Origin of the sequence: Amycolatopsis sp. MEPSY49, assembly GCF_051337345.1 — a bacterium.
In the GTDB taxonomy this organism is placed as follows: Bacteria; Actinomycetota; Actinomycetes; order Mycobacteriales; family Pseudonocardiaceae; genus Amycolatopsis.
In genome coordinates, this window is record NZ_JBDLYJ010000011.1 from 215,267 (window position 1) to 241,075 (window position 25,809).

Sequence of the window (25,809 nt, forward strand, 5' to 3'; positions counted from 1 at the left end):
GTCAGACGCCGCCCGCTCGTTCGATCGCCCGGTAGCCCCGCATCACCAACGACTTGCTCACCGCCGCCGCCAACGCCGCATCCCGGTCCGCGTACGCGTTCACCAACCTCTCGTGGTCCGCCACCGAATGCAGCAGCCTCCCCGGCAACGACAGGCTCAAATGCCGGAACCGGTGCATCTGCAGCCCCAGCGAACTCAACCGCCGCTGCAACTCCCCGTTCTTCGCCAAGCTCACCTCCGCGTTGCGGAACCCGACGTTGTGCCAGAAGTAAGCGTCGACGTCACCACAAGCGGCGTCCGACTCCAAAAGACCCTGCCACCGCCGTAGCCCGGCGATCTCCTCGTCCGACGCCCGCGCCACCAGCAACTCGCTCACCAGCGCGTAGAGCGAAGCACGGATCTCGTAGATCTCCCGCACCTGCGCCATGTCCACCGGGGACACGTACGGCCGCCGGCGCGGGGGGATGATCACCAGGGACTCGCGTTCCAGCAGCAGCAACGCTTCCCGCACCGGGGTCCGGGACGTCGAGAACCGCCGGGCCAGCTCCGCCGAGTTCACCTCGTGCCCCGGGGGCAGGCGCCCCTCGACGATGCCGACCGCGATCTCCTGGAAGATCGTGAACGCCAGCGACGAGCCGCCCTCCACCCCGCGCAGCGCGGTGAAGAGCAGCTCCCGCCGCAGGTCCGGCAGGTCCACCAGATCCGGCACCGTCATCAGCCGAGCGGCCAGCGGCGGCTGACGTCCGCGACCAGTGCCGGGCTCGACTCCGCCACCGCCGGGAAGTCGCCCAGCCGCTCGAACGGGCGGCACGCGTCGATGATCGCCCGGCTGGTGAACGGCACCGCGCCCGGCAGCGTCAGCGGGTCGACGCGGCTGCCCCACGTCCGCCGCATCACCTCGATGTCCAGCGACGGGTCCGTCCGCCCGCACATCGCCCAGACGACCTCGCCGAGGTCGCGCGGGTTGACGTCGTGGTCGACGACCACCGTGAACCGGTTCATGTACGCCGCGCTCGGCAGCTGCGACGTCAGGTACGCCGCCTGGCGCGCGTGCCCGGCGTACCGCTGTTCGATCGCGACGATCAGCAGCGACCGGCCGCCGCCCGCCTCGTGCGCCCAGACGCCCCGCAGCCCCGGCAGGCCCGTCTTGCGCAGGGAATCCGTGATGATCGCGGACTTCATGACCGTGCGCATGTACGAGTAGTCGTGCGGTGGCTTGCCCGGCGGCGCGCCGAGCAGGATCGGGTCGTCGCGGTAGTACACCTTTTCGACGTCGATCGTGAGGATCGGGTCGCGCGAGCCGGAGTAGTAACCCGTCCACTCGCCGAACGGCCCCTCTGGCCGCTTGTTGTCCGGCCGCACCCAGCCTTCGATCGCGATCTCGGCGTCGTGCGGCAGCGGCAGCCCGGTCGCGAGCCCGTCGATCGTGCGCACGGGCTCGCCGGCCATCGCGCCGACGTAGTCGTACTCCGAGACGTCTCCGGGCACCTCGACCCCCGCCGCCACCAGGTAGGCCGGGTGGTGGCCCAGCGACGCCGCGATCGGCGCCCGGCCCTCGGCCTCGAACCAGCGGCGCAGGTGCTGGGCGCCGTGCTTGCCGGCCTCGATGTTGACGCTCACCGCGCGACCTTCGTCCTGCACCTGCATCCGGTAGGCGCCCAGGTTGATCCGGCCCGTGTCGTAGTCGCGGGTGACCACCGCGCAACCGGTGCCGATGTACCGGCCGCCGTCGCCCTCGTGCCAGCGCGGCACCGGGAACTTCAGCAGATCGACGTCGTCGTCCACATGGGACAGCAGCGGACCGTCCGATACGGACACCGCGCGGAAGTCGCCGGAGCGGGAGATCCACTCCCCCGGCTTGACGGCGAGCTTCTCGACGAGGTCCTCGTCGGTGTTGTCCCACCCGAGCCCCAGGACCGACCCGAGCAGCCGCGGGTTGCTGACCGAACCGGACAGCACCCGCGACCCGGAGGCGTAGTCCTTGATCGCGTCGAACACCAGCGCCTTGGGGTGCGAACGCCGGTAGTTCACCTGGGACAGCGCGCCGATCTCCAGCTCCCAGTGGGCGCCTTCGACGGTCTGCACCTCCCCCGCCGCTTCGGCTTCGGTGAGCCACTTCCGCAGGTCGGTCATGCCGGGATCCTTCGCGAGGTCTGGCGGAGGTGGCCGATCGCCGCCTCGGCGGTGAGCACGTCCGCGTACTTCTGGTCCAGGTCGAACAGGCTCAGCCAGTGCGATGCCTCGAACCGGTCGAAACAGCAGTCGCCGACGACGCCGACGCGGTACCCGCGGCTGCACGCGTCGACGACGGTCGAGCGCACGCACCCGCTGGTGGCCTCGCCGGCCACGAGCAGGGTGTCGTGGCCGCCCATCCGGAGAATGGTGTCCAGCGGGGTGTCGTGGAAGCAGCTGGGGCCGATCTTCTCCAGCACGACGTCACCCGCCCAGGGCTCCACTTCGGACACGATCGCGTTCGGATCCACAGTGGACTTCGGGGTCAGGGCGCCGCCCGGCTTGCGGTTCCACCGGCCGTACTCCGGCGGCGTCGCGTGGAAGTAGATCACCGGCGCGCCGGCGTCCCGGGCCGCGCGCAGCAGCGGGACGGTCCGGTCGACGGCGGCCCAGCCGTCCGCGCCGCACGCGCTGGGCCAGTCCGCGACCGCGTCGAGGATGTCGCGCCGGGGCAGGCCCAGCGCCGCGTAGTACAGGTCGACGACGAGCACGGCGGGGTTCTCCCCCAGACCGAACGGGGCGCGCTTCGCCCACGACGTCGCCGCGAGCACCGCGCGGTCCCGTTCGGTCAGGTACTTCGACCATTCGGCTGCGAAGGTCATGACGTCGTCAGGCTGTTGTCGATGTACTTCGCGATGTCCGATGGCGCAGTGGTTTTGGCGTTCTCCGCGGCTTCGTCGAAGGCCTGCTTGATCACCTTCTCGTCCACCACCGGGGTTTTCGCCCAGACGTCGAGGAAGAAGTCGTAGGCGTAGGCGGCGAGTTCGGTGCTCTTGACGCCGCTGTACTTCTGGATGCTCTTGACCGTCTCGTCCTTGTGGCTCCGGATGTACTGCAGTGCCTCGGCTTCCGCCGCGACGAACCGCTTGACGACCTCGCGGTTGTTCTGCAGGTACTTCGACTGCACGGTGTAGGCGCCCAGCGGGAAGGGCATGTTCGACAGCGCGGCCAGCCGGTGCGCGCCCTTCTCGCGGCTCTCGGTGCCGTTGGGCGGCTGGGTGAGGATCGCCGACACCGCGCCGCTGCCGAGCGCGGCCACCTCGGCCGGGACGCCCTTGACGAACACCGCGGTGACGTCCTCGCGCTTGAGGCCGTTCGCCTCCAGCAGCGCCGTCAGTCCGAAATCGCTTTCCGAGCCGGGCGAGGTGATGGCGACCTTCTTGCCCTTGAGCTCGGCGACCGACTTGACTTCCGGGCTCGCCCACATCTCCAGGTTGTAGTGCGGCTCGGACATCGCCACGTACTTGAGGTCCGCGCCCTTCATGATCGCCGCCGCGGTGTCGGCCGCGACGCCGACGCCGATCTGGACACTGTTGCTGGCCAGCCCGGCGACCAGCTGCGAGCTGTCGTTGAGCCGGTTGAGCTTCACGTTCAGGCCGTGCTTGGCGAAGATGCCGTAGTCCTGCGCGGTGTAGAGGTCGGAGTAGCCCGCGCCGAGCGCGGTGTAGCCGATGGTGACCGGCAGCGCGCCGTTGGCGTCGGCGGCGACCGTGCCGCCGGCCCCGCCGCCCGCGCACGCCGTCAGGCCGAGCACCAGGCTCGCCGCTACGAGGAGGATCTTCATTGTGCACCTGCCCAGTGGGTGAAACGGCGTTCGACGAGGCGGACGGCCCAGTTCAGGAGCAGCGCGACCACGGCGAGGAGGACGATCCCGGCCATCGCCGAGTCCATGTTGAAGTTGGAGGTCTGCGTCTGCACGAAGTAGCCGAGGCCCTGGCTGGCCAGGAACAGCTCGGCGACGATCGCGCCGACCAGCGCGCGGCCGACGGCCAGGCGCACGCCCGCGAGGATGTACGGCAGCGTCGCGGGCAACGCGATGGTGTAGAAGAACTTCAGCCGCGGTGTGCAGAACACCGTCGCGACGCGGGTGTAGTCGCTGTCCAGGTTCCGCACACCCGCCGTGATGTTGATGATCAGTGGCAGGATCGCGGCCCAGACGATGACGATCACGCGTGACGTGTTGTCGATGCCGAACCAGAAGATGATGATCGGCAGGAACATCACGTACGGCACCGAGTAGAGGATGTTGACCATCGGCTCGGTCATGTCGTGCAGGATCTTGCTGCGGCCGAGCACGAGCCCGATCGGGATGCCGAGGACGAACGTGATGCCCAGGCCCCACAGCAGTTCCAGGCCGGTCGCGCCGAGCGCCGGGTAGATTTCGCCGGAGCCGAAGAGCTTCCCCTCGGCCGCGGCGATGCGCAGCGGGTTGCTGCTGAAGGAGACGTCGACGAGGCCGAGCGCCGTCGAGAGCTGCCACAGCACCAGGACGATCGCCATCCCGGCGGTGCCGAGCAGCCCGCTACGGTGTCGCCGCGCCCAGCCGGAGCTCGCCGACGCCGCCGGCGGTTTCGGCGCTGTCGGTGCGGTGGTCGTGCGCGGGAGTGACGCTGTTGTCATGGTCCGGCTCCGAAGCTGCGGGTTCGTGGTGGAGGGCCGAGAGGATCTTGTCGCCGTAGGCGAGGAATTCGGCGCTGCGGCGCCAGGCGGCGTCACGCGGGCGGGGCACGTCGATGACGACTTCGAGGGCGACGTGCGCGGGCGACGGGGAGAAGACGAGCACGCGGTCGGCGAGCAGCACGGCCTCGTTGACGTCGTGGGTCACGAACATCGCGGTCTTCTTCGTGACGGCGTCCGCCTGCCAGATCCGCAGGAGCTCGTCCTGCAGGTTCTCGCGGGTCTGGGCGTCGAGGGCGCCGAAGGGCTCGTCGAGCAGCAGGAGGGTCGGATCGGTGGCCAGGGCGCGCGCGAGGTTGACGCGCTGGCGCATGCCGCCGGACAGCTCGTGCGGGTACTTCTTGGCGACCTTGGCGAGACCGACGATGTCCAGGAGGTCCTCGGCACGCTTGCGGGTTTCGGCGTTGAGCCGGCCCTGGACCTGGGGTCCGAAGAGGACGTTGTCGAGGACCGTCCGCCACGGGTAGAGCGAGGCGTGCTGGAAGACCAGCGACCGCTCCGGGCCCGGGCCCTTGATGGGACGCCCGGCGAGTTCCAGGGCCCCGCCGGCGACCGGGACCAGCCCGGCGACGGCTTCGAGGAAGGTGGTTTTGCCGCACCCGCTGGGGCCGACGATGACCACGAACTCCTCGTCGCGGATCTGCAGGTTCAGGTCGAGGCACGCGGTGGAGAACCCGTCGCCGCGGCGGGCCCGGTGCCCGAGCAGCAGGTCCCGCGCGTCCAGGCAGACGGCGGCCATCAGGGTGTCCCTGCCTCGGCCGGGTTTTCTGGGTGGATCACTACCGCTCCTCCTTGCCGATGGCTGCACTGCGGATCGCAAGGTGTCGACACTTCGGGAGAGTTTGCGTCCGCGGGGGCGACTATGTCAAGGAGGTCGACTGGCAGTGACTCTTAACTGTCGACACTCTGTGGATGGTGTGGGGTTCCCCCGAGCCGAAACGCCGGATTGTTCAACGGCCCCGGCACCGCGTCAAGGCGGGAAAGCGTGCCTTGACCCGGCGTCGGGGCCGCTGAGGTGGCTGCGTATCGGTTCGGGGGTGGGGTCTGCTCAGGCGACCGGTTGCTTTGCCTGCTCCGGCTTCGGGTTCAGGACTCCGGCGAACAGCGCCGCCAGTACGCACAGGACCACCGGTACCGCGAACGTCACGTTCAGCGGCATCCACCTCGTCAGCCCGCCGATCAGCGCCGGGCCGGCCAGCAACCCGACATACCCGAGCCCGACCACCCGGGCCATCAATGCTCCCGATGCCCGCGTATCCAAATTGCCCGCTGCCGTGAACAGCTGCGGGACTCCGCCTGACAAGCCCAGCCCGAACAGCGCCCAGCCCACCAGTGACACCGGCACCCACGGCGCCGCCGCGGCGATCGACAGGCCCACCGCCGCCAACGCCGCTCCGTAGCGAACGATCGCTGCCGGGCCGGCCCATGCCGCGACGCGGTCCGTCAAGAAGCGGCCCGTTGTCATCGCCACCGCGAACGCCCCGTACGCCAGCGCCGCCGTCGAGGACGAGGTGCCCAGGACCTTCTCCATGTGCAGCGCCGCCCAGTCGTTCGCCACGCCCTCCGACAGCATCAGCGCCAGCGCCAGCAGGCCGAGCAGCCACACCACGCGGCCCGGCGTGCGGCGGCGGACCGGCTCTGCGGCGGACTCTTCCGCGGCGGACGATGCGGGTGCCTCCGACGGCTCCATCAAGAACCGCGCCGACGCCAGGGAAAGCACCACGCACAGCAGCCCGGTGCACGTGAGGGTGACGCCGGTCGGGACCCCGCCGCCGAGTGTGGCCGCGCCGATGACCGCCGCGAACGCGCCGCCGATCGACCAGAACGCGTGGAACGCCGCCATGATCGGGCGCGGGTACGCCCGCTCCACCACCACCGCGTGGGAGTTCATGCCGACGTCGATCGCGCCGTTGCCGAAGCCGAAGAAGATCAGGGACAGCCCCAGCGTCCACCACGAGTTCGCGAACCCGGGCGCGCACACCGCGAGGCCGAGCAGCACGCCCGCCGCGGGGACGAGCCGGCGGTGGCCGAGCTTGTCGACGAGCGGCCCGGAGATCTGCATGCCCGCGAACGCCGCGCCGCCGAGCACCAGCAGCAGCGCGCCCAGCGTGCTGTGCGAGATGCCGGTCGCGCGCTCGACGTTCGGGATGTGCACCACCCACATGCCCATCGCGAACCCGTTGAGGCCGAAGAACATGAAGGTCGCGAACCGGGCGGCGCGCGGGCGGGGCGGGGCGGTCATCGGTTCTCCAGGGGGACGGCGACGTGCACGAGCACACCCAGTTCGGTCAGCGCCGCGCGCTGGTCCTCGGGCGCACCCGGGTCGGTGATCACTACGTCGGGGCGGTCGGCGGGACAGACGTGGGCGAGCGCGGCGCGGCCCCACTTGGCGCCGTCGGCGAGCACGATCGCGCGGGCCGCGACGGCGAGCGCCACCTGCTTGACCTCGGCGTCGCCCAGGTCGAAGGCAGTGAGCCCGGCATCGAGGGCGAACGCGCACGGGCTCAGCACGGCGACGTCGAACCGCAGCGCGCGCAGCGACGCGACGGTCAGCGGCCCCACCAGGGCCTGCTCCCCCGGCCTCGGCTCGCCACCGGGCAGCAGCAGCCGGACGACCGGGTCGTCGGCCAGCTCGCGGACCGCGTGCAGCGACAGCGGCATGACGGTGACCGGGCGCCCGCGCAGCAGCCGCGCGAGCTCCAGCGCGGTGGTGCCGCTGTCGAGGACGATCGTCTCGCCGTCGCGGATCAGCTCGGCCGCCGCGGCCGCGATGGCCCGCTTGGCCTCGACCGCGTCCGTCGCCCGGGCGGCGAACGGCGGCTCGATCCCGGACGGCGACGCCGGGACGGCCCCGCCGTGCACGCGCCGCAGTACCCCACGCGAGGCCAGCTGGTCCAGGTCCCGGCGCACGGTCATCTCCGACGCGCCGGTCGCCGACGCCAGCTCGGCGACCGCCACCTGGTCGGCGTCGCGCAGCCGCTCCACGATCATCCGCTGCCGCTCCGCGCTCTTCACCCGGCGATGCTCGCAAGCCACGCGCGTTCGCACAACCGATTTGTTCGTCCGCTCACGTCGGTTGTGCGAAAAGCGGCTGCGGCATGATGGGCCCGTGCACGCCGCCGAGACCACCGCGACCCCGTGACCGGGGGCTACCTGAAGGGCCGGATCCGCCGCGAGGACATCATCACGGCGGCGGCCGCGGCCTACGGCGAGCTCGGCTACCACGGCTCGTCGCTGCGCGAGATCGCCAAGCGCGTCGGGATCTCGCACGCCGGCCTGCTGTACTACTTCCCCACCAAGGAGGCGCTGCTCGCCGCCGTGCTCGAGCGGCGCGACAGCGAGGACTCCGAGCGCGAGCAGCTGACCGTGCCGCCCGGGCTCGAGGTGCTGCGCCACTTCGTCGCGCTCGCCGAGCACAACGTCCGCCACCCCGGGATCGTCGACCTGTACTCGCGGCTGGCCGCCGAGGCGGTCGCCGCGGACCACCCGGCGCACGAGTACTTCGTGCGCCACTACCGGGCCGCGCGCGCCGGCGTCCACGAGTCGTTCGCGGTCCTCGCCGCCCGCGGCGAACTGCGGGACGGCGTCGACCCGGAGCTGGCCACGCTGACGTTCATCGCGCTCATGGACGGCCTGCAGGTGCAGTGGCTGACCGTCCCGGGCGACGTCGACCTGGTCGGTTCGCTGCGCTTCTACCTGCAGAACCTGCTCACCGTCCCGCTCTAGAGGGTCTTCGCGTACGGGTCCCAGCCCGCCGGCAGCGCGGGCGGGACGTCCACGGTGCTCGTGACTTCGACGGCCTGCCCGCGGGTCATGGACTCGTCGATGGCCAGCATCGCGTCGAGCACGTGGTAGGCCAGCTCGCCGGACGCGCGTTCCGGCACGCCGGCCCGGATCGCCCGCGCCAGCTCCAGCGTCCCGGTGCCGCGCGAAGCCGCGTGCCCGCGCGCCGGCAGCTCTTCCGGCTCGTCGTGGCCGAGCAGGTGCAGCCGGGTCGGCTCGTCGAACCGGTTGGGGTCCGGCAGCACGGCCGTGCCGAGCGTGCCGGTCAGCTCCACGAGCCCGGTCCGCTTGAGCGCCGAATCGAAGCTCAGCACGAGCTGCGCCGAGGCGGCTTCGAATTCGACGAGCGCGGTGACCGTCGTCGGCACCCGCACCGGGAACTCGGTCCCCGCGCGCGGGCCGGAGCCGACGACCCGGGTGTCGCGCGCCCGGCCGCCCGCGCCCGTGACCCGCCGGATCGGGCCGAGCAGGTGCACCAGCGTCGTCAGGTAGTACGGGCCCATGTCGAGCAGCGGGCCGCCGCCGGGCTGGAAGTAGAACTCCGGCGCGGGGTGCCACACTTCCGGCCCCGGCACCTGGAACAGGGCCAGCGCGGTCATGGGCGTCCCGATCCGGCCCGCGTCGACGGCTTGCCGCGCGGTCTGCAACGCGGCGCCGAGGACGGTGTCGGGCGCGCTCGCCACGCGCAGGTTCTTCTCCCGTGCGCGATCGAGGAGCTTGCGGCCGGTCTGGCGGTCCAGGGCCAGGGGCTTCTCGGCCCAGACGTGCTTGCCGGCTTCGAGGGCGGCGAGGCCGACTTCGACGTGCGAAGCCGGGAGCGTCAGGTTGACCACGATCTCGATCTCGGGATCGGCGAGCAGCTCGGCCACCGAGCCCGGCCGCGGCACGCCGTACTCGGCCGCGCGGGCGGCCGCGCGCTCGTCGTCGAGGTCGGCGACCCGCAGCACGCGGACGTCCGGGAAGCTCGTCAAGTTCTCGAGGTAGGTCCCGCTGATGACGCCGGCGCCGATGATCCCGACGCCGACCGGCCCGCCCGTCACCGGCCGGCCCCGGTCAGGAAGGCGCGGCTGGCGGCGATGGCCTCGAAGAGGTCGCCGTCGTAGGCGTCGAACTCGATCACGCGCAGCGCGTCCGGCGCGGCGGCGAGCACGTCGGCGACCGGCACCCGGCCCTGCCCGGCGGGCACCTGGCCGGACGCGTCGGTGGCGAGGCCGCCGTCCTTGACGTGGATCGCGCGGACGCGGTCACCGAGCCGGCGCAGCAGCGCGGGCGCGTCCGCACCGCCCGCGGTGGCCCAGTACGTGTCCACCTCCAGCGCGACGGCGGGGTCGAGCTGGTCGGCGAAGACTTCGAAGGCGCTGCGGCCGTCGATCCGGGATTCCAGCTCCCACCAGTGGTTGTGGTAGCCGGCCCGCACACCGTGCTCGGCCGCGACCTTGGCGGCGGCGTTGAGCGCGTCCGCCGTCGCGGCGATGTCGGCGGGGTCCTGCCACTGCTCGGGCCGGACGAACGGGTCGATGACCAGGCCGATGCCGAGCTCGGCCGCCGCGGCGAAGACGGCGGCCTGGTCGGCGCCGATCAGCCGGGCGTGCGCGGTCGGCGCGGTCAGGCCGTGTGCGGGCAGGCCGGCCCGCAGCGCTTCGGCGTTTTCGACGACGCCGTACGGCTCGACCTGCGTGAGGCCGAGCGCGGCGAGCTGCCGCAGGGTGCCGTCGGGATCGGCCGCGAAGGCGTCGCGGACCGAATACAGCTGCACGGATGGCTCGCTCATCACCGGCTCCTGGGGTCGCGGGGTTCGCTGAATTTCTACCACTCGGTCAAAATTGGCACCAGGGATTTCGCCGCCGGGTCCACCGGACGGCGGCACCGGCGTGCCCGGCATCACGACGCGTCGTGTTTTGGCTTGCGCCGGTTGGGGCAGTAACGCCTTGAACGGGGGTCAGGGCCGATCCGATCCAGGAGGTGCCGCGAGTGGACAGGACAGGGGACGAAGTGGACACCGGAGCCGTCGGGCGCCCGGGGTCCCGTCGCGACCTGGCGGAACTGTCCGAGGCCGCGCTGGACCTCGACCGGCGGATCGAGCAGCACCTTCAGCAGCTGCGTCGCGAACGCGCCGAACGCGCCCGCGACGACATCCCTGACCAGCGGCTTCGCCCGAGCGGCTGACCTCGCGTTTACCGCGCGGACGCGAACTACTACGCTGGGTGGCCCCACGCCGAAGTTCCTGCGAGGTCGCCATGTCCGAGACGCTGTCCCCGAGCCAGACGCCGGTGGGAGTCGACCCCGACCGGCCGAGCATCGCGCGGATCTACGACGGCTTCCTCGGCGGCAACAACTTCTACGAGGTCGACCGGGTCGTGATGGAGAAGATCCGCACGGCGGTCCCGGAAGCGGTCGACATCGCCCGCGGCAACCGCGGTTTCCACAACCGCGCGCTGCGGATGCTGGCGAACCAGACCTCGATCCGGCAGTACCTCGACTGCGGCTCGGGGCTGCCGACGGCGGAGAACACGCACCAGATCGTCCAGCGCATCGACAAGGACAACACCGTCGTCTACGTCGACAACGACCCGGTGGTCCTCGCCCACGGTCGCGCGCTGCTCGTGGAGAACGACTTCACGCACATGGTCGAGGCGGACATCTTCGAGCCGCAGACGGTGCTCGCCAACGAAGACGTGCGGCAGCACATCGACTTCTCCGAGCCGGTCGCGCTGCTGCACGTCGGCACGATGCACCACTTCGAGGGCGACGGCGCGGTCGACGTCATGCGCGAGTACATCGACGCGCTCGCCCCGGGCTCGTACGTGGTGCTGTCGCACTTCTTCGACCCCGAGGTGCCGGAGCTGACCGAGATCGCGAAGCGGATCGAGCAGATCCTGGTGCAGGGCCCGCTGGGCGCCGGCCGGTTCCGCACCCGCGTGGAGATCGAGGCGATGCTGCCGGGCCTGGAGTTCCTGCAGCCGAACGCGACTTCCGGCCCCGGCCTGGCGGTGTGCGACGAGTGGTGGCCGGACGGCCCCCGGCTCACGCCGCTGTCGGGTTCGGCGAAGTGCGTGGCCGGGATCGTCGGCGTCAAGCGCTAACGCAGCCGCCAGAGGTGGTCGGCGGTGCCGGTGTCGCCGAACTGCACGACCTGGGCGCTGTCCGCGGTGGACATCCGGTCGACGCCGAGCACCTTGCCGGAGTTTCGGTTGACGATCCGGAACCAGCCGCTGCCGTCGTCGCGCAGGCGCCAGAGGTGGTCGGCCGACCCGTTGTCGGTGAACTGCACGACGATCGCGCTGTCCGCGGTGGACATCCGGTCCACGCCCAGCACCTTGCCCGAGTGGGCGTTGCGGATCAGGAACCAGCCGTCGGCCGCGGCTTCGAACGTCCACAGGTGGTCGTCGGTGCCGTTGTCGGCGAACTGCACCACCCGCGCACTGTCCGCAGTGGACATCTGATCCAGCCCGAGCACCTTGCCGGAGTTGCGGTTCTCGACCCGCACCCGCCCGTCCGGCACGAGCCGCCAGACGTGGTCGGCCGAGCCGTTGTCGGCGAACTGGACCACCTGCGCACTGTCCGCGGTGGACATCTGATCCACGCCGAGGACCTTGCCGGAGTTGCGGTTCTTCAGCCGCCACCAGCCGTCACCGTTGTCGAGAAGCTGCCAGAGGTGGTCCGCGGTGCCGTTGTCGGTGAACTGGACGACCCGCGCGCTGTCCGCGGTGGACATCTGATCGACACCGAGCACCTTGCCCGAGTGGTGGTTGCGGACGCGGTACCAGCCGTCGCCGTTCGCCACCAGGTGCCAGACGTGGTCGTCGGTCCCGTTGTCCGCGAACTGCACCACCCGCGCACTGTCCGCAGTGGACATCTGGTCCACCCCGATGACCTTGCCGGAGTTGCGGTTCACGATCCGGAAGCCCGCTCCCCCACCGCCGGGCAGCCACGGGTGGCCGTTCGGGTCCGCCGTCGGGAACGACGTGATCCGCAGCCGCGCGGCGCCCATCGGGATCAGCGTGACGGTTTCGACCGGCGCCTCGCTGCGTGCCGGTGACGCCTGCAGCGGCGTGACGACGTCCTGGTCGTCCGCGGTCCACTCGGCGATCTTCCGCGCGGTGGCGGTGATCTTGACCGGCGCGGCGTCCGGGGTGAAGGGGTTGGCGGGCAGCGAGCCGCTCGCCGGGGAGAACGTCAGGGCGGCGCCGACGGTGAGGCCGTAGTTCCACGGCGTCGTCGCGTGCACGGCGTACTCGGGGAACTGCGCGGTCCCGCCCAGGCTCTCGTAGCTTTCGCCGATCTTCAGCGAGTACGTCAGCGGGCCGTGGTCGACCGACACGGAGTCGTGGTTCGCCGCCCAGGTCCGCGTGGTGGTGCGCTGGGGCAGGGTGAGCGTGACGACGTCGCCACCTCCCCAGGTCCGGTCGACCTTGACGAACGACGGTCCGGCGGTCGCGGCCACCGCCGTCCCGGCGACGACCAGCCGCGGCGCGGCGCACCACGCGGGAATCCGGAAGTACAGCGGGAAAGCGAGCGGCTTCGGCGTCCGGACCGTGAAGGTGACCTGTTCGGAGAACGGGTAGGTGGTGTCCTCGGTGATGGTCACGGAGGTGCCGTCGCCGACTTTCGCCGTCACGCTGCTGGCCGAGTACATCGCGGCCGCGAGACCGTTGTCCGGCGTGGCGAGCCACAGCTCTTCGGTGAAGTACGGCCAGCCCATGCCGTAGTTGTGCGGGCAGCAGCGGTACTGGTCGACGCCGGGCAGGTAGGCCTGCATGGCGAAGCCGTTCTGGAACTGGCCTTCGCTCTTGGGCACGTCGTCGAGGTCGACGCTGTTCGCGCTGGTGATGTAGTGGACGGCGCGCCCGGCCGGGTCGAGCGCGGCGGGCAGGGAGTTGAAGGCGAGGTCCTCGCAGCGGTCGGCCCAGACGGGGTCGCCGGTGAGCCGGGTGAGCAGCTGGTGGCTCGCCATGAACTCGACGATCCCGCAGGTCTCGAAGCCCTGCCGCGGATCACCGAAGCCGGGCCGCGCGTTCTCGTCCCCGGCGAAGCCGCCGCCGGCGAACTGGCCGTACGTCGCCATGACCGTGGCGTAGTCCTGGTAGGTGGCCTGGGTGAGGGTCGCCTCGCCGGAGCGCAGCGCATACTGGGCGGGCTCGCGGAAGCCCTGGGCGATGTTGACGTTGTGCAGGCTGGGCAGGTTGCGGACCCAGTTCGCGCCGTACGCGTGGATCTTGTCGGCGAGGTCGAGCAGGAAGGTGTCGCCGGTGCGGTTGAAGAGCCAGAAGACGCTGTCGAGGCCGTCGCCCCAGCGGACGGACACCCAGCTGGAGTCGAAGGCGCTCTTGCCCTGGGCGTTCATGTAGCGGAGGAACCGGGTCAGGAAAGGGATGACGCGGGTGTCGCCGGTGTACTCCTGCCAGGAGCGCAGGGCTTGCAGCAGCGGGAGGTACGGCCAGAAGTCCGGGCCGTTGTTTAGGGCGGTCCGCAGCGCGGTGGGCCCGAAGAAGCCGTCGGACTGCTGGGTGGCGAGGACGGCGTCGATCCACTTGGCGGCGGTGGCTTTCGCGGTGGCGTCGTTCGTGACGGCGGCGAGGTCGACGTAGCCGCGCAGCCAGTAGGGCACCTCTTCCCAGCCGGGGCGCTCGGGGTGGACCCAGCCGCTGGTGGCGAAGTCGAGGAAGTGCGAGGTCTCGGCGTAGTGGCCGCAGAGGCCGTCGAGCTGGAGCTTCAGCTGGCCGGCGAGCCAGCCTTTCGCGGTGACGGCGCCGGGAGGGAGTTTCAGGAAGGCGGCGGGTTTCAGCGGAGCGGCGTTGGGCGTGTAGAGCCCGCCCGGCGCGGCGGTCGCTTTAGGGGCGTTCACCCCGGTCAAGAAGGTGGCGGCGACGGCTCCGGTGACGAACTGCCTGCGGTTCAGCGACACGGCACGGCCTCCGCTCGTCTTTACAACGTTGTAAAAGTAGGTTTACCGGGTTGATACAACGTTGTAAATCCGCCATTCGTCGGTGGTCGCCAAGCGCCCCAATGTGGCCTCCGGTGCGTCAGACGCAACCAAGGCGGCCTTCGGTGCGTCAGACGCAACCAAGGCCGCCTTGGGGCGCTTGGGTCAGGCGATCGTGCGCAGCCGGCGGAGGGCGAAGTACACCAGCGCCGCCGCCAAGAGCGCGAAGATTCCCGTCTCGATCGCCTGGAACGTCCAGAACCGGTCCCCCGGCTGGTACTCCATCCAGTTGTACGCCCCCGATCCCGCCTCGGCGGGGCCGGGTCCGGCGCCGCAGCCGCTCGCGGGGCACGGGCCGATCCGCGCGTCCGGCAGCACCATCTCGCCCGCCGCGTTGCGGATGCCCTCCGACATCACCCAGTCACCCGATGCCGGGTTCGGCGTCTGGGTACCCGACGGCGAGAACGACAACGTCTTGGCCGGGAGGTACCGCGGCCGGGCCAGGACCTCGATCGCCACGCGGACCGCCGCGAAGCCGACCAGCGCGATCGCCATCGCGGGCAGCACCTTGCGCCAGTACGTCCCCGCGAAGATCCCCAGCGCCAGCGCGAACAGCGTGTACGCGATCGGCACCACGCCCTGGACGTCGAACGACAAGTACGTCAACCGGCCCGTCGACGCGGACACCAGCGGCTGGAACCACCACGACACGCCCAGCGCGTACCCGATCGCCAGCACCACCGTGATCGCGCCGACCAGGCCGAACTTCACCAGCGCCCAGTGCAGGCGGCTGACGCCCTGGGTCCACACGAGACGGTGGGTGCCCTGCTCGAACTCGCGGGACACCAGCGGCGCGCCGAAGAACACGCCGACCAGGACCGGCAGCACGACGAACAGGACCGCGACGAACACCATGCCGCTGAACTGCTGCTGGAACTGGTGGCCCAGGCTGTCGCACCGCGCCACCGCTTCGGTCTGCGTGATCAGCGACCCGCTGCCGAGCGCGGCCCGGCACGCGGGGAGGCCGAGACTGTCGTACTTCGCGTGCATCGACAGGCCCGTCGGGACCATGATCGCGGCGAGCACGGCCAGCGCGCCGAGGGTGAACAGCGCCTGCCTGCGGTGCTGGCGCCACGTCAGCCAGATCATGCCGGCACCCCCCACTCCACGTGCGCCTCCGTCGCTTCGGCCAGGTACGCCAGCACCAAGTCCTCCAGGGTCACCTCGTGCTCCGTCCACATCGGATCGACCGGCCCGTCGCCGCGGCGGACGAGCAGGGTCGACTGGCGTTCGGTGTGGCTCGCGCGGACCACCTTCGCCACCCCGGCGATCGACTCGCTGCCGGCCCGCGGGCCGACCAGCGTGCGGTGCGTGTCGAGCAGTTCGTCGACCGCCCCGGTCAGCTGGACGCGGGACTGCCGCAGGACGACCAGGTAGTCGCAGCTGCGTTCGAGGTCGGCGAGCAGGTGCGAAGACAGCAGGACGGTCGTCTCGCTCTCGGCCACCGCCCCCATCAGCGCCTGCATGAACTCGCGCCGCGCCAACGGGTCCAGGCTGGCGATGGGCTCGTCGAGCAGCAGCAGCCGCGGACGCTTGGCCAGGGCCAGCGCCAGCGCGACCTGTGCCCGCTGGCCGCCCGACAGCTTGCCGACCGGCTTGTCCGGCGGGATGCGGAGCATGGCGAGCCGCTCGCGGGCCAGCGCGGCGTCCCAGCGGCGGGGGTTCAGCTTGCCGCCCATGGTGACGAGCTCGGCCGCGGTGAAGTCGCGGTAGAGCGGGGTGTCCTGCGCGACGAACCCGATGTCGGCCAGCACCGACCGCGGGTCGCGGCCGAACACGCGCACCTCCCCCGCGTCGGGCCGCAGCAGCCCGACGGCCAGGTGCAGCAGCGTCGTCTTGCCCGCGCCGTTCGGGCCCACCAGTGCGGCGATCCGCCCGGCGGGCACGTCCAGCGCGCAGTCCTGCAACGCCCAGGTGCGCCCGTAGCGCTTGCCCAGCGCCCGGGTCTGCACGGCCAGCTCCATTCCGGAACTCCCTACGCAAGGTTGCGGGGCACCGCGGTGCCCCGCAACGTGGTCTCGATCAGGGCCGCGATGTCGTCGGGCGACATCCCCGCGGCTTCGGCGCGCTCCAGCCAGGACACCAGTTCGTCGCGCAGCTGCGCCTGGTTGCCCAGCGACGGCCCGGCCAGGCTGCCGGTGACGAACGTGCCCACCCCCGGCCGGCCTTCCGCGAGTCCCTCCAGGACCAGCTCGCGGTAGGCCTTGAGCACGGTGTTCGGGTTGATCGCCAGCGCCTGGGCCACTTCGCGGACCTTCGGCAGCTGGTCGCCGGGGCGCAGCAGGCCGACCCGCAGTGCCTGCTTCACCTGGACGACGAGCTGCATGTACGTGGCGACCCGCGAGCGGCCGTCCAGGACGAACTCGATCACCCGACACCTTCCTATTGTCTTACGACATTAAGACAACACCCGCGACCACGGAGCTGTCAAGCAGCGCACGGCGGGCATAGGGTCTCGATCGAGACGCACACCGGCACCCGGGAGGCAGGCATGTCGTTGTTGGACGGGCTGAGCAAGGCGCTCGGCGACGGGTCGGTCGAGATCGTCGACCTCACCGCTCCCCTGAGCGCGAGCACGCCGATCCTGCAGCTGCCGGAGCCGTTCGCCAACACGATCCCGTTCCGGCTGGAGGAGATCAGCCGCTACGACGAGCGCGGCCCGCGGTGGTACTGGAACGACATCCACACCGGCGAGCACACCGGCACCCACCTCGACGTCCCCGTCCACTGGGTGTCCGGAAAGGACGGTCACGACGTTTCGCAGGTGCCGCTGAAGACGCTCGTGGCGCCCGCGGTCGTGCTGGACTTCTCGGCGCAGGCGGCCGAGAACCCGGACTTCCTGCTCTCGATCGACGACGTTCGCGCCTGGACGGCCGAGCACGGCCCGCTGCCCGACGGCGGCTGGCTGCTCTACCGCACCGGCTGGGACGCGCGCAGCCACGACCAGGAGGCGTTCCTCAACGCCGACGACACCGGCTCGCACTCCCCCGGCGTCTCGCCCGAGTGCGCTCGCTGGCTCGCCGAAGAGACCCCGATCACCGGGCTCGGCGTCGAGACCGTCGGCACGGACGCGGGACAGGCGCCCGGCCTCGAGCCGATGTTCCCCTGCCACGAACTGCTGCTGGGCGCCGGGAAGCACGGCCTGACGCAGCTGCAGAACCTGGCCGCGCTGCCGCCGACCGGCACGCTGCTCGTCGTCTCACCGCTGCCGATCGTCGGCGGCTCGGGCAGCCCGGCCCGCGTACTCGCCTTGGTGGAGCGGTGAACGTCGCCGAACTCGTCGGCCGCACGCTGGCCGAGCTCGGGGTCCGCACGGCGTTCGGCGTGGTGGGCAGCGGCAACTTCGAGGTGACGAACGCGCTGCGCGCGGGCGGCGTCCGATTCGTCGCCGCCCGCCACGAGGGCGGCGCGGCGAGCATGGCCGACGCCTACGCCCGGATGAGCGGGCAGGTCTCGGTGCTGTCGCTGCACCAGGGGTGCGGGCTGACCAACGCGATGACCGGCATCACCGAGGCGGCCAAGAGCCGGACGCCGATGCTCGTGCTCACCGCCGACTCGGCCGGCGCGTCGGTGCTGTCGAACTTCCGCGTCGGCCAGGACGGGCTCGCCGCCGCCGTCGGTGCCGTGCCGGAGCGGGTGCACTCGGCCGCGAGCGCCGTCGCCGACACCGTCCGGGCCTTCCGGACCGCGCGGCAGCAGCGCCGGACCGTCGTGCTGAACCTGCCCCTCGACGTGCAGGCCGAGCCGGCGCCTTCGCCGTCGCCCGTGCCGGACATCGCGGGGCCCGCGGTGGTGCGCCCGGACGCCGGATCGGTGCGCGCGCTGGCGGATCTCCTCGCGGCCGCCGAACGGCCGGTGTTCATCGCCGGGCGCGGCGCCCGGGGCAGCCGGGAACCGTTGCGGGACCTGGCTTCCCGATGCGGCGCAGTGCTGGCGACGTCGGCCGTCGCGCACGGGCTGTTCCACGGCGACCCGTTCGCGATGGGCATTTCCGGCGGATTCGCGTCGCCGACGGCCGCCGAGCTGATCCTGGGCGCGGACCTCGTCGTCGGCTGGGGCTGCGCGCTGAACATGTGGACCACGCGGCACGGGAAGCTGCTCAGCCCGCACGCGAAGCTCGTCCAGGTCGACGTCGAGCAGAGTGCGCTGGGCGCGCACCGGCCGATCGACCTCGGGATCGTCGGCAACGTGGCGGGCACCGCCGCCGACGTCCTCGCCGTGGCGAAGGAGCAGCAGGGTTACCGCACCGACGAGGTCGCGGCCCGGATCGCGGCCGGCCGCTGGAACGACGTCGAGCACGAAGACCTCTCCGAGGGCGGCCGGATCGACCCGCGGACGCTGAGCAAGCTGCTCGACGAAATGCTGCCCGCCGAGCGGATCGTCTCGATCGACTCCGGCAACTTCATGGGCTACCCGAGCGCGTACCTCTCGGTGCCCGACGAACAGGGGTTCTGCTTCACGCAGGCGTTCCAGAGCATCGGGCTGGGCCTGGGCACCGCGATCGGCGCGGCGCTCGCCCGCCCGGACCGGCTGCCGGTGCTCGGCACCGGCGACGGCGGGTTCCACATGGCACTGTCCGAACTGGACACCGCGGTCCGGCTCGGCCTGCCGCTCGTGGTGATCGTCTACAACGACGCCGCCTACGGCGCGGAGATCCACCACTTCGGCGACGCCGACATGACGACGGTCCGGTTCCCCGACTCCGACCTCGCCGCGATCGGCCGCGGCTTCGGCGCCGACGGCGTGACCGTCCGGTCGGCCGAAGACCTCTTCGCGGTGCGCGACTGGCTGGCCGGTCCGCGCGACGCGCCGCTGGTCATCGACGCCAAGATCGCCGACGACGGCGGTTCGTGGTGGCTCGCGGAGGCGTTCAGGCACTGACCCGGCCTTGACAGCGGCCCGGGCGGAGCTGGATGCTGACCGAGTTGTCCTACAGTCGTAAGACAGTAGGTATTTCGTTCTGGGGAGCTGTCATGCGCTTGGTGAAGACCGTCCTGGCCGTGCTCGCGGCCGCCGCACTGGGGGCCGCACCGGCCGACGCGGGTCAGCCGCGGCCGCCGTCCGATCCCGTCGGCGCGCTGCTCGCCGCCTTCGGCACCCACTCGATCGTCGCGAAGTCCAGTCCGGACCCCGGGCCGTTCGTCTTCGACCTCGTCCGGGATCCCCGCTTCCCGGACCGCGTGAACGACGTCGTCGTGGAGTGCGGGAACTCGCGCCTCCAGCCGATGCTGGACACCTACGTCGCGGGCGGCGACGTCCCGGACGTCAGCCGCGTCTGGCGGGACACGACCCAGCCGAGCTGTGGGTTCTCGCTGTTCTACGAGCAGCTCTTCGCGCTGGTGCGGCAGGTCAACACGAAGCTGCCGGCCGAGCGGAAGATCCGCGTGCTGGCAGGCGATCCGCCGATCGACTGGAGCCGGGTCCACAGCCCGTCGGACGCGGAGCCGTTCCACGACCGGGACGCGTCGATCACGGCGGTGGTGAAGACCCAGGTGCTGCAGAAGCACCGCAAGGCGCTCATGTTGTTCGGGCTGGGGCACCTGAAGCACGACGGCGGCAGCGCGGCGGTCGCGCAGCTGGAGCGCGAGTACCCCGGCGCGGCGTACGTCGTGGCGGACCACTACGGGTTCACTTCGGACAATGCCCGGCTGGAGCGGCGCCTGGGTTCGTGGCCGTCGCTGACGCCCGTCGCGAGCTCCTGGCTGGGCGCGCTCGACACGACGTACTTCCCGACGAACCGCGAGTACCCGCCGGGCAGCAAGGGGTACCCGGGCGTGGACGCGTACTTGTACGAAGGCCCGATCGACACCATGCTGCGCGAACCGCTGTCGGCGCGGGCGGTCTTGGACACGGACTACCTGAACGAGTTGCGCCGCCGCGCGACCGCCATCGACGCACCGCCGGACGGGCTCGCGTGGCCGGAGTTCTTCTTCGAGCGGGAGCGCACGTCGGGAGTCCTGCTGCGCGGCTAGCCGACCCGGTGCGACACCCAGACGTTCGGCTCGACGTACACCGCGAAGTCCTCGGCCGTCGACACGAACACCGGGGCCAGCGCACCCGGGACGAGGACCGGGCCGTCGTCGGCGAACGGCAGCCCGGTCCAGCGGCGCCAGTCCTCGAGCGGCGCCTGGACCGTCGCCGAGCAGGGCGCCACCGCTTCGATCCGGCCGCCGGCCCGGACGTGGGTGCGCAGCCAGCGGTCGGCCGGCAAGCCGTCCGGCCGGGTCTCGGCGGCGTACTCGCGCATCGGCACCTCCGGCGCCGCGGCCTTGTCCGGCGGGCGGACCGGGATCACCAGGGACGTCAGCCCGGCCGCCGCCGCGCGCATGCCCGACAGCACCGTGCCGGAGTGGCCGCGCCCCTGGTGGTCCGGGTGCACCGCGATCTCCAGAGCGCACGCGGTGTCCGGGGTGACGTCGTCGAGCGCGTCCTCCGCGGCCCACACCGCCACTTCGTCCCAGCCGCGCGTGGGAAGCGACCCGCGGCCGCGGAACGGCACCATGACCCCGCGCGCGACCGGCCGGTCGTCTTCGAGGAGCGCGACCACCAGGTGCGGCCAGCGCCGCGCCACCCGGCGGCCGCGCACCAGCAGGCTCGTCAGGCTGCCGGCCATGAACTGCGGCGAGCCGGGCGGGTACGGGATCGCGTAGACGGCGTCGGCGAGGTCCGGGCGCTCGGCCAGCGTCACGAGCACGTCAGGTCCCCCGCGACCAGGATTCCAGCGCGATCAGCGTCTTCGTGCCGGTGACCTGGTGCTGGCGGCGGATCTCGTCGATCGTCTTCTGCAGGTGGGCCATGTCCCGCACCCGCAGCCACACGAGCGCGTCCGGGTCGCCCGCGATCGTGAACACCGCCTGCGCCTCGGGCATCCGCGTGGTCGTGCGCAGGATCTCCGCGACCTTCGTGTTCCCGACGAACCGCAGCTCGGTGAACGCCTCGATCCCCCAGCCCAGCTTCGCGTGGTCGACCTGCACGGTGAACCCGGTGATCACGCCGGTCTCCCGCAGCCGGTCGATGCGGCGCTTGACCGCGGCCGTCGACAGCGTGACGCGGCCCGCGATGTCCGACAGCGTGCGGCGGGCGTCTTCGCGCAGCAGGCCGAGGATTTCGTGGTCGGTCGCGTCGAGCGGCTCTTCGGTCATGCGCCCGAGCGTAACTTCGCGCAAAAATCCGGGCCAGTCGACGCGAAGTCCCGCCGAAGTTTGCGTCTGGGATGCTGGACCGGCATCGCCTGTTGCGTCGCTGCGGTAAGCGCCGCACTGTGCCTCAAAACACGTGCTCCTGAGCACATCGACGCGAAGGAGGCCCGCGCCGTGGAGACGTTCACGCTGGAGGACCGCTACCTGCGGGAAGAGGGGATCGTGCACCTGAGCGGGGTGCAGGCCCTGGTCCGGCTGTTGTTCGACCGCGTCCGCCACGACCGCGCCCACGGCGGCGACCCCGCCGTGTTCGTCTCCGGCTACGAGGGCTCGCCGCTGGCCGGCTACGACCTCGAGCTCGGCCGCCGCGCGAAGCTGCTCGAGAAGCACGACGTCGTCCACCGCCCGGGCCTCAACGAGGAGCTGGCCGCGACCTCGGTGATGGGCAGCCAGCTCGTCGCGGGCGCCGGCGGGCAGCGCGGCGTCACCGGGTTCTGGTACGGCAAGGCCCCCGGTCTCGACCGCGCCACCGACGCGCTGCGGCACGCCAACCTGGCCGGCACCGACCCGCGCGGCGGCGCCGTGGCGCTCGTCGGCGACGACCCGAACGCGAAGTCCTCGACCGTCCCGTGCGCGTCCGAGCTGGCGCTCGCCGACCTCGCGATCCCGATCTTCTTCCCGGCCGACTCCCAGGACGTCCTCGACCTCGGCATGCACGCGGTCGAGCTGTCCCGGGCCGCCGGCGTGTGGACGTCGCTGAAGGTCGTCGCCAACGTAGCCGACGCTTCGGGCACGGCGATCGTCGATCCACAGTGGACCGCCCCGCGGCTCGAACAGGGATACCGGCACACGCCGACGTCGCGGCTGCTCGGCACCAGCCTCGCCGAGCTGGAGCGCAGCCTCTTCACCGTCCGGCTGCCGCTGGTCACGGAGTACCTGCGCGCGAGCGGGGTCAACCGGATCACCGCGCGCGGCCCGGCCGACCGGATCGGCATCATCGCCGCCGGAAAGTCCTATTTGGACCTGCAGCAGGCGTTCCGGTCCCTGGGGCTCGACGCGGAAGCCCTGCGCAGGAACGGCATCCGCGTGCTCAAGCTCGGCGCGATCCACCCCCTCGAACCCGGGATCGTCCGCGAGTTCGCCGAAGGGCTCGACGAGATCGTCGTCGTCGAGGAGAAGCGGTCGTTCGTCGAGACGGCGCTCAAGGAGGTCCTCTACGGCGTCCCCGGCGCGCCCGCGGTCACCGGCAAGAAGGACCGCGACGGCCGGACGCTGTTCACCGAGCTCGGCGAGCTGGACCCGGACGGCATCGCGACGGGCCTGGCCCGGCGGCTGCCCGGGGGCATCGCCTCGGTGGACGCCTTCAAAACGCGCCGTCGCCGCGAGCGCATCTCGGTGCCGCTGCTGGCGCGCACGCCGTACTTCTGTTCCGGCTGCCCGCACAACTCGTCGACGAAGGTGCCCGAAGGCACGCTGGTCGGCGGCGGCATCGGCTGCCACACCATGGCCCTGTTCATGGAACCCGACCAGGTCGGCACCGTCCTCGGCGTGACGCAGATGGGCGGCGAGGGCACGCAGTGGATCGGCATGGCGCCGTTCGTCGAGGCCGAGCACTTCGTCCAGAACATCGGCGACGGCACGTTCACCCACTCCGGCAGCCTCGCCGTGCGCGCGGCCGTCGCGGCCGGCGTCAACATCACGTACAAGCTGCTCTACAACTCCGCGGTCGCGATGACCGGCGGTCAGGACGCCGTCGGCGGGCTGCCGGTGGAGAAGGTCGCCGAACTCCTGCTCGTCGAAGGCGCGAAGAAGGTCGTGATCACCAGCGACGCGCCCGCGAAGCTGCGGCGCCGCAAGCTCCCCGGCGGCGTCGAGGTCCGTGACCGCACGGAACTCCTGGCCACGCAAGAGGAACTGGCCGCCGTCAAGGGCGTCACCGTGCTGATCCACGAGCAGGAGTGCGCGGCCGAGAAGCGGCGGAAGCGCCGCCGCGGCAAGCAGGCCACGCCGACGACCCGGGTGGTCATCAACGAGCGCGTCTGCGAAGGCTGCGGCGACTGCGGCACCAAGTCGAACTGCCTGTCGGTGCAGCCGGTCGCGACCGAGTTCGGCCGCAAAACCGCGATCCACCAGTCGTCGTGCAACGTCGACTACTCGTGCCTGGCCGGAGACTGCCCGTCGTTCGTCACCGTCGTGCCGACCGGTCGCAAGCAACGGCGGAAGCTCGGCGAGCTGGCCGCGGACGCCGTCCCCGCGCCCCCGGCGTCCGCGAAGGACTTCACCGTGCGGATCACCGGGATCGGCGGCACCGGCGTGGTCACCGTGACGCAGATCCTCGCCACCGCAGCGGTGCTCGACGGGCGGCACGTCCGCACGCTCGACCAGACCGGGCTGGCCCAGAAGGGCGGCGCGGTGGTGTCCGACCTGAAGGTGACGGCGGAACCGGTCGAGCAGGCCCCGAAGCTGGCCGCCGGCGAGTGCGACCTCTACCTCGCGTGCGACGCGCTGGTCGGTGCGGACGCGGCGAACCTCGGTGTGGCCGACGCTGCGCGCACCACCGCGGTCGTGTCGACGACCGAGGTGCCGACCGGCCGGATGGTCGTCGACACGACGGTGTCCTTCCCGGACCCCGGCAGCGTCCTGGCGCCGCTGGAGGCCGCGGCGAAGCGCACGGTGTCGCTGGACGCGCGCGGCCTGGCCGAAGAGCTGTTCGACGACGACCAGTTCGCGAACGTCCTGCAGCTCGGCGCGGCCTTCCAGACCGGCGCGATCGGCCTGCCCGCCGCGGTGATCGAGCGCGCGATCGAGCTGAACGGCACCGCCGTGGCGGCGAACCTGCAGGCCTTCCGCCGCGGCCGCCAGCTCGTCGCCGACCCCTCCGCGCTCGCGAGCACCCCCGCGCCGGCGCGTCCGGTCACGCAGCCGTCCGTGCGGAAGCTGGTGCACGCGGAACCGGGTTCGGAGCTGGCGCGCCTGCTCGACGTCCGGATCCCGGATCTGGTCGCCTACCAGGACAAGCGGTACGCGCGGGCGTACGCGGAGTTCGTCGAGCGGGTGCGGGTGCTGGAGGACGGGCCGACGGAGATCACCGAAGCGGTCGCGAAGCACCTGTACAAGCTGATGGCGTATAAGGACGAGTACGAGGTCGCGCGGCTTTCGCTCGACCCGGCGTTCACGGCGGGCCTCGAAGAGCAGTTCGGCGAAGGCACGAAGTACGCCTACCGGCTGCACCCGCCGGTGCTGCGGGCGGTGGGCATGAAGCGCAAGATCAGCCTGGGCCCGTGGTTCCGCCCGGCGTTCCGGGTGCTGCACGCGCTGCGCCGGCTGCGCGGTACGCGGCTCGACCCGTTCGGCCGCGCCGAGGTGCGCCGCGTCGAGCGCGAGCTGATCGAGGACTACCGCGGCATGGTGCTGAAGGCGTTCACGGCGGCCGACGTCGATCGCGCCCGGGTCCTCGCGCTGGCCGAGCTGCCCGACCTGGTCCGCGGCTACGAGGACGTCAAGCTCGCCAACGTCGCCCGGTACCGCGAGAAGCAGGCCGAGGTCCTCACGCCCGCAGGTAGCTGAGCATCGCCTGGGCGCCGTCGGGGACGCGCAGCTTCGAGCTGACGTCCCCGGCGTGCTGCCGGGCGGCCGCGGTGCCGATGCCGAGCAGCCGCCCGATCGTCGGCACCGAGTGGCCCTCGGCCAGCAGCGCGACGACCTCGCGTTCGCGCGCGGTGAGCGTGCCGACGGGGTCGCCGGGCCGTGGCCGGGACAGCTGGACGGCCACCACGTCGCGGTCCAGCACCGTGCCCCCGGCGGCGACGCGCTTGAGGGCGTCGAGGAACTCGTCAGGCTTGCCGACGCGCTCCTTGAGCAGGTAACCCGCGCCGCCGCCCCCGGCGGCCAGGAGGTCGCCCGCGTAGCCGTCTTCGACGAAGGCCGACAGGGCGAGGATCGCGAGCCCCGGCATGAGCCGGCGCGCTTCGAGGGCGGCCCGCAGCCCTTCGTCGGTGAACGTCGGCGGCATCCGGACATCGACGACAGCCAGGTCCGGCGCCTCCGCCAGGACCGCGGCCGGCAGGTCGCCGGGGTGGTCGACGGCCGCCGCGACGTCGAAGCCCTCGCTGCGCAGGAGCAGCACGAGCCCCTCCCGCAGCAGGGCGTCTTCTTCCGCGATGACTATGCGCACGACGGCTGCCTCCTCGCCTCCACGTCCTCTCCCTGCCTGGA

The 25,809-nt window shown here is 71.7% G+C and carries 24 protein-coding genes; 7 read left to right on the plus strand and 17 right to left on the minus strand.

Features of this window, described 5'->3' with window-relative positions:
• Position 1 precedes the first annotated feature (1 nt).
• The 8 genes from ABFJ78_RS37900 to ABFJ78_RS37935 all read right to left on the minus strand — a co-directional run bounded on the left by ABFJ78_RS37900 (position 2) and on the right by ABFJ78_RS37935 (position 7,680).
• The gene (locus ABFJ78_RS37900; protein ID WP_436392251.1) at positions 2–715 is read right to left on the minus strand and encodes a GntR family transcriptional regulator; all 714 of its coding nucleotides are present in this window, start codon (positions 713–715) and stop codon (positions 2–4) included.
• Positions 715–2,133, minus strand: coding sequence for a UbiD family decarboxylase (locus tag ABFJ78_RS37905; protein ID WP_436392252.1), 1,419 nt, complete (start codon positions 2,131–2,133; stop codon positions 715–717). Before ABFJ78_RS37905 ends, ABFJ78_RS37900 begins: the two co-directional genes overlap by 1 nt.
• On the minus strand, positions 2,130–2,834 hold the full coding sequence (locus tag ABFJ78_RS37910) for an isochorismatase family protein (RefSeq protein WP_436392253.1): 705 nt from the start codon (positions 2,832–2,834) through the stop codon (positions 2,130–2,132). Before ABFJ78_RS37910 ends, ABFJ78_RS37905 begins: the two co-directional genes overlap by 4 nt.
• Positions 2,831–3,796, minus strand: a complete 966-nt coding sequence (locus ABFJ78_RS37915) for an ABC transporter substrate-binding protein (protein ID WP_436392254.1) — start codon at positions 3,794–3,796, stop codon at positions 2,831–2,833. The genes ABFJ78_RS37910 and ABFJ78_RS37915 overlap by 4 nt, the downstream gene beginning before the upstream one ends.
• Positions 3,793–4,512, minus strand: a complete 720-nt coding sequence (locus tag ABFJ78_RS37920; protein ID WP_400869680.1) for an ABC transporter permease — start codon at positions 4,510–4,512, stop codon at positions 3,793–3,795. Before ABFJ78_RS37920 ends, ABFJ78_RS37915 begins: the two co-directional genes overlap by 4 nt.
• 22 nt (positions 4,513–4,534) lie before the next feature.
• Positions 4,535–5,428, minus strand: a complete 894-nt coding sequence (locus ABFJ78_RS37925) for an ABC transporter ATP-binding protein (RefSeq protein ID WP_436392255.1) — start codon at positions 5,426–5,428, stop codon at positions 4,535–4,537.
• 309 nt (positions 5,429–5,737) lie between these two features.
• Complete coding sequence (locus tag ABFJ78_RS37930; protein WP_436392256.1) at positions 5,738–6,931, minus strand: MFS transporter; 1,194 nt, start codon at positions 6,929–6,931, stop codon at positions 5,738–5,740.
• Positions 6,928–7,680 (minus strand): DeoR/GlpR family DNA-binding transcription regulator, encoded by a 753-nt coding sequence (locus tag ABFJ78_RS37935; RefSeq protein ID WP_436392333.1) that lies wholly within the window; start codon positions 7,678–7,680, stop codon positions 6,928–6,930. Before ABFJ78_RS37935 ends, ABFJ78_RS37930 begins: the two co-directional genes overlap by 4 nt.
• Positions 7,681–7,827: 147 nt before the next feature.
• On the opposite strand from ABFJ78_RS37935, the gene ABFJ78_RS37940 reads away from it, so the two are divergent.
• Positions 7,828–8,415: a TetR/AcrR family transcriptional regulator gene (locus ABFJ78_RS37940; RefSeq protein WP_436392257.1), complete on the plus strand. Its 588-nt coding sequence runs from the start codon at positions 7,828–7,830 to the stop codon at positions 8,413–8,415.
• Here the strand turns inward: ABFJ78_RS37940 and ABFJ78_RS37945 are convergent.
• Complete coding sequence (locus tag ABFJ78_RS37945; protein ID WP_436392258.1) at positions 8,412–9,512, minus strand: Gfo/Idh/MocA family protein; 1,101 nt, start codon at positions 9,510–9,512, stop codon at positions 8,412–8,414. The two genes, ABFJ78_RS37940 and ABFJ78_RS37945, sit on opposite strands and share 4 nt — an antisense overlap.
• A complete protein-coding gene (locus ABFJ78_RS37950; RefSeq protein WP_436392259.1) occupies positions 9,509–10,243 on the minus strand; it encodes a sugar phosphate isomerase/epimerase family protein in 735 nt (244 codons plus the stop codon). Before ABFJ78_RS37950 ends, ABFJ78_RS37945 begins: the two co-directional genes overlap by 4 nt.
• Before the next feature lie 200 nt (positions 10,244–10,443).
• On the opposite strand from ABFJ78_RS37950, the gene ABFJ78_RS37955 reads away from it, so the two are divergent.
• Both ABFJ78_RS37955 and ABFJ78_RS37960 read left to right on the plus strand, forming a co-directional pair.
• Complete coding sequence (locus ABFJ78_RS37955) at positions 10,444–10,638, plus strand: hypothetical protein (RefSeq protein WP_436392260.1); 195 nt, start codon at positions 10,444–10,446, stop codon at positions 10,636–10,638.
• Positions 10,639–10,709: 71 nt separating this feature from the next.
• On the plus strand, positions 10,710–11,555 hold the full coding sequence (locus ABFJ78_RS37960) for an SAM-dependent methyltransferase (protein WP_436392261.1): 846 nt from the start codon (positions 10,710–10,712) through the stop codon (positions 11,553–11,555).
• Here ABFJ78_RS37960 and ABFJ78_RS37965 read toward each other — a convergent pair.
• The 4 genes from ABFJ78_RS37965 to ABFJ78_RS37980 form a co-directional block, all read right to left on the minus strand.
• The gene (locus ABFJ78_RS37965; protein WP_436392263.1) at positions 11,552–14,377 is read right to left on the minus strand and encodes an RICIN domain-containing protein; all 2,826 of its coding nucleotides are present in this window, start codon (positions 14,375–14,377) and stop codon (positions 11,552–11,554) included. The two genes, ABFJ78_RS37960 and ABFJ78_RS37965, sit on opposite strands and share 4 nt — an antisense overlap.
• Positions 14,378–14,560: 183 nt before the next feature.
• On the minus strand, positions 14,561–15,544 hold the full coding sequence (locus ABFJ78_RS37970; RefSeq protein ID WP_436392264.1) for an ABC transporter permease: 984 nt from the start codon (positions 15,542–15,544) through the stop codon (positions 14,561–14,563).
• On the minus strand, positions 15,541–16,419 hold the full coding sequence (locus ABFJ78_RS37975; RefSeq protein ID WP_436392265.1) for an ABC transporter ATP-binding protein: 879 nt from the start codon (positions 16,417–16,419) through the stop codon (positions 15,541–15,543). Before ABFJ78_RS37975 ends, ABFJ78_RS37970 begins: the two co-directional genes overlap by 4 nt.
• 11 nt (positions 16,420–16,430) lie before the next feature.
• Positions 16,431–16,826 carry a GntR family transcriptional regulator gene (locus tag ABFJ78_RS37980; protein ID WP_436392266.1) on the minus strand — a complete coding sequence of 132 codons (396 nt, stop codon included), beginning with the start codon at positions 16,824–16,826 and terminating at the stop codon, positions 16,431–16,433.
• 120 nt (positions 16,827–16,946) lie between these two features.
• Between ABFJ78_RS37980 and ABFJ78_RS37985 the strand changes: the two genes are divergently transcribed.
• The 3 genes from ABFJ78_RS37985 to ABFJ78_RS37995 all read left to right on the plus strand — a co-directional run bounded on the left by ABFJ78_RS37985 (position 16,947) and on the right by ABFJ78_RS37995 (position 20,427).
• The gene (locus ABFJ78_RS37985; protein WP_436392267.1) at positions 16,947–17,720 is read left to right on the plus strand and encodes a cyclase family protein; all 774 of its coding nucleotides are present in this window, start codon (positions 16,947–16,949) and stop codon (positions 17,718–17,720) included.
• Positions 17,717–19,336: a thiamine pyrophosphate-binding protein gene (locus tag ABFJ78_RS37990; protein ID WP_436392268.1), complete on the plus strand. Its 1,620-nt coding sequence runs from the start codon at positions 17,717–17,719 to the stop codon at positions 19,334–19,336. The genes ABFJ78_RS37985 and ABFJ78_RS37990 overlap by 4 nt, the downstream gene beginning before the upstream one ends.
• Positions 19,337–19,428: 92 nt before the next feature.
• Positions 19,429–20,427 carry a hypothetical protein gene (locus ABFJ78_RS37995; protein WP_436392269.1) on the plus strand — a complete coding sequence of 333 codons (999 nt, stop codon included), beginning with the start codon at positions 19,429–19,431 and terminating at the stop codon, positions 20,425–20,427.
• Here ABFJ78_RS37995 and ABFJ78_RS38000 read toward each other — a convergent pair.
• Complete coding sequence (locus ABFJ78_RS38000; protein WP_436392270.1) at positions 20,424–21,149, minus strand: hypothetical protein; 726 nt, start codon at positions 21,147–21,149, stop codon at positions 20,424–20,426. The two genes, ABFJ78_RS37995 and ABFJ78_RS38000, sit on opposite strands and share 4 nt — an antisense overlap.
• A gap of 1 nt (position 21,150) precedes the next feature.
• Positions 21,151–21,597 carry an Lrp/AsnC family transcriptional regulator gene (locus tag ABFJ78_RS38005; protein WP_364461332.1) on the minus strand — a complete coding sequence of 149 codons (447 nt, stop codon included), beginning with the start codon at positions 21,595–21,597 and terminating at the stop codon, positions 21,151–21,153.
• 171 nt (positions 21,598–21,768) lie between these two features.
• Here ABFJ78_RS38005 and ABFJ78_RS38010 point away from each other — a divergent pair, with 171 nt between their 5' ends.
• A complete protein-coding gene (locus ABFJ78_RS38010; RefSeq protein WP_436392271.1) occupies positions 21,769–25,161 on the plus strand; it encodes an indolepyruvate ferredoxin oxidoreductase family protein in 3,393 nt (1,130 codons plus the stop codon).
• Here the strand turns inward: ABFJ78_RS38010 and ABFJ78_RS38015 are convergent.
• Complete coding sequence (locus tag ABFJ78_RS38015; RefSeq protein WP_436392273.1) at positions 25,142–25,768, minus strand: response regulator; 627 nt, start codon at positions 25,766–25,768, stop codon at positions 25,142–25,144. The two genes, ABFJ78_RS38010 and ABFJ78_RS38015, sit on opposite strands and share 20 nt — an antisense overlap.
• Positions 25,769–25,809: the final 41 nt, after the last annotated feature.

Excerpts from the sequence above, each read along its gene's own strand:
- ABFJ78_RS37900 (WP_436392251.1), bottom strand. The coding sequence starts at position 715 with ATGACGGTGCCGGATCTGGTGGACCTGCCGGACCTGCGGCGGGAGCTG.
- ABFJ78_RS37905 (WP_436392252.1), bottom strand. The coding sequence starts at position 2,133 with ATGACCGACCTGCGGAAGTGGCTCACCGAAGCCGAAGCGGCGGGGGAG.
- ABFJ78_RS37910 (WP_436392253.1), bottom strand. The coding sequence starts at position 2,834 with ATGACCTTCGCAGCCGAATGGTCGAAGTACCTGACCGAACGGGACCGC.
- ABFJ78_RS37915 (WP_436392254.1), bottom strand. The coding sequence starts at position 3,796 with ATGAAGATCCTCCTCGTAGCGGCGAGCCTGGTGCTCGGCCTGACGGCG.
- ABFJ78_RS37920 (WP_400869680.1), bottom strand. The coding sequence starts at position 4,512 with ATGGCGATCGTCCTGGTGCTGTGGCAGCTCTCGACGGCGCTCGGCCTC.
- ABFJ78_RS37925 (WP_436392255.1), bottom strand. The coding sequence starts at position 5,428 with ATGGCCGCCGTCTGCCTGGACGCGCGGGACCTGCTGCTCGGGCACCGG.
- ABFJ78_RS37930 (WP_436392256.1), bottom strand. The coding sequence starts at position 6,931 with ATGACCGCCCCGCCCCGCCCGCGCGCCGCCCGGTTCGCGACCTTCATG.
- ABFJ78_RS37935 (WP_436392333.1), bottom strand. The coding sequence starts at position 7,680 with ATGATCGTGGAGCGGCTGCGCGACGCCGACCAGGTGGCGGTCGCCGAG.
- ABFJ78_RS37950 (WP_436392259.1), bottom strand. The coding sequence starts at position 10,243 with ATGAGCGAGCCATCCGTGCAGCTGTATTCGGTCCGCGACGCCTTCGCG.
- ABFJ78_RS37960 (WP_436392261.1), top strand. The coding sequence starts at position 10,710 with ATGTCCGAGACGCTGTCCCCGAGCCAGACGCCGGTGGGAGTCGACCCC.
- ABFJ78_RS37970 (WP_436392264.1), bottom strand. The coding sequence starts at position 15,544 with ATGATCTGGCTGACGTGGCGCCAGCACCGCAGGCAGGCGCTGTTCACC.
- ABFJ78_RS37975 (WP_436392265.1), bottom strand. The coding sequence starts at position 16,419 with ATGGAGCTGGCCGTGCAGACCCGGGCGCTGGGCAAGCGCTACGGGCGC.
- ABFJ78_RS37985 (WP_436392267.1), top strand. The coding sequence starts at position 16,947 with ATGTCGTTGTTGGACGGGCTGAGCAAGGCGCTCGGCGACGGGTCGGTC.
- ABFJ78_RS37995 (WP_436392269.1), top strand. The coding sequence starts at position 19,429 with ATGCGCTTGGTGAAGACCGTCCTGGCCGTGCTCGCGGCCGCCGCACTG.
- ABFJ78_RS38005 (WP_364461332.1), bottom strand. The coding sequence starts at position 21,597 with ATGACCGAAGAGCCGCTCGACGCGACCGACCACGAAATCCTCGGCCTG.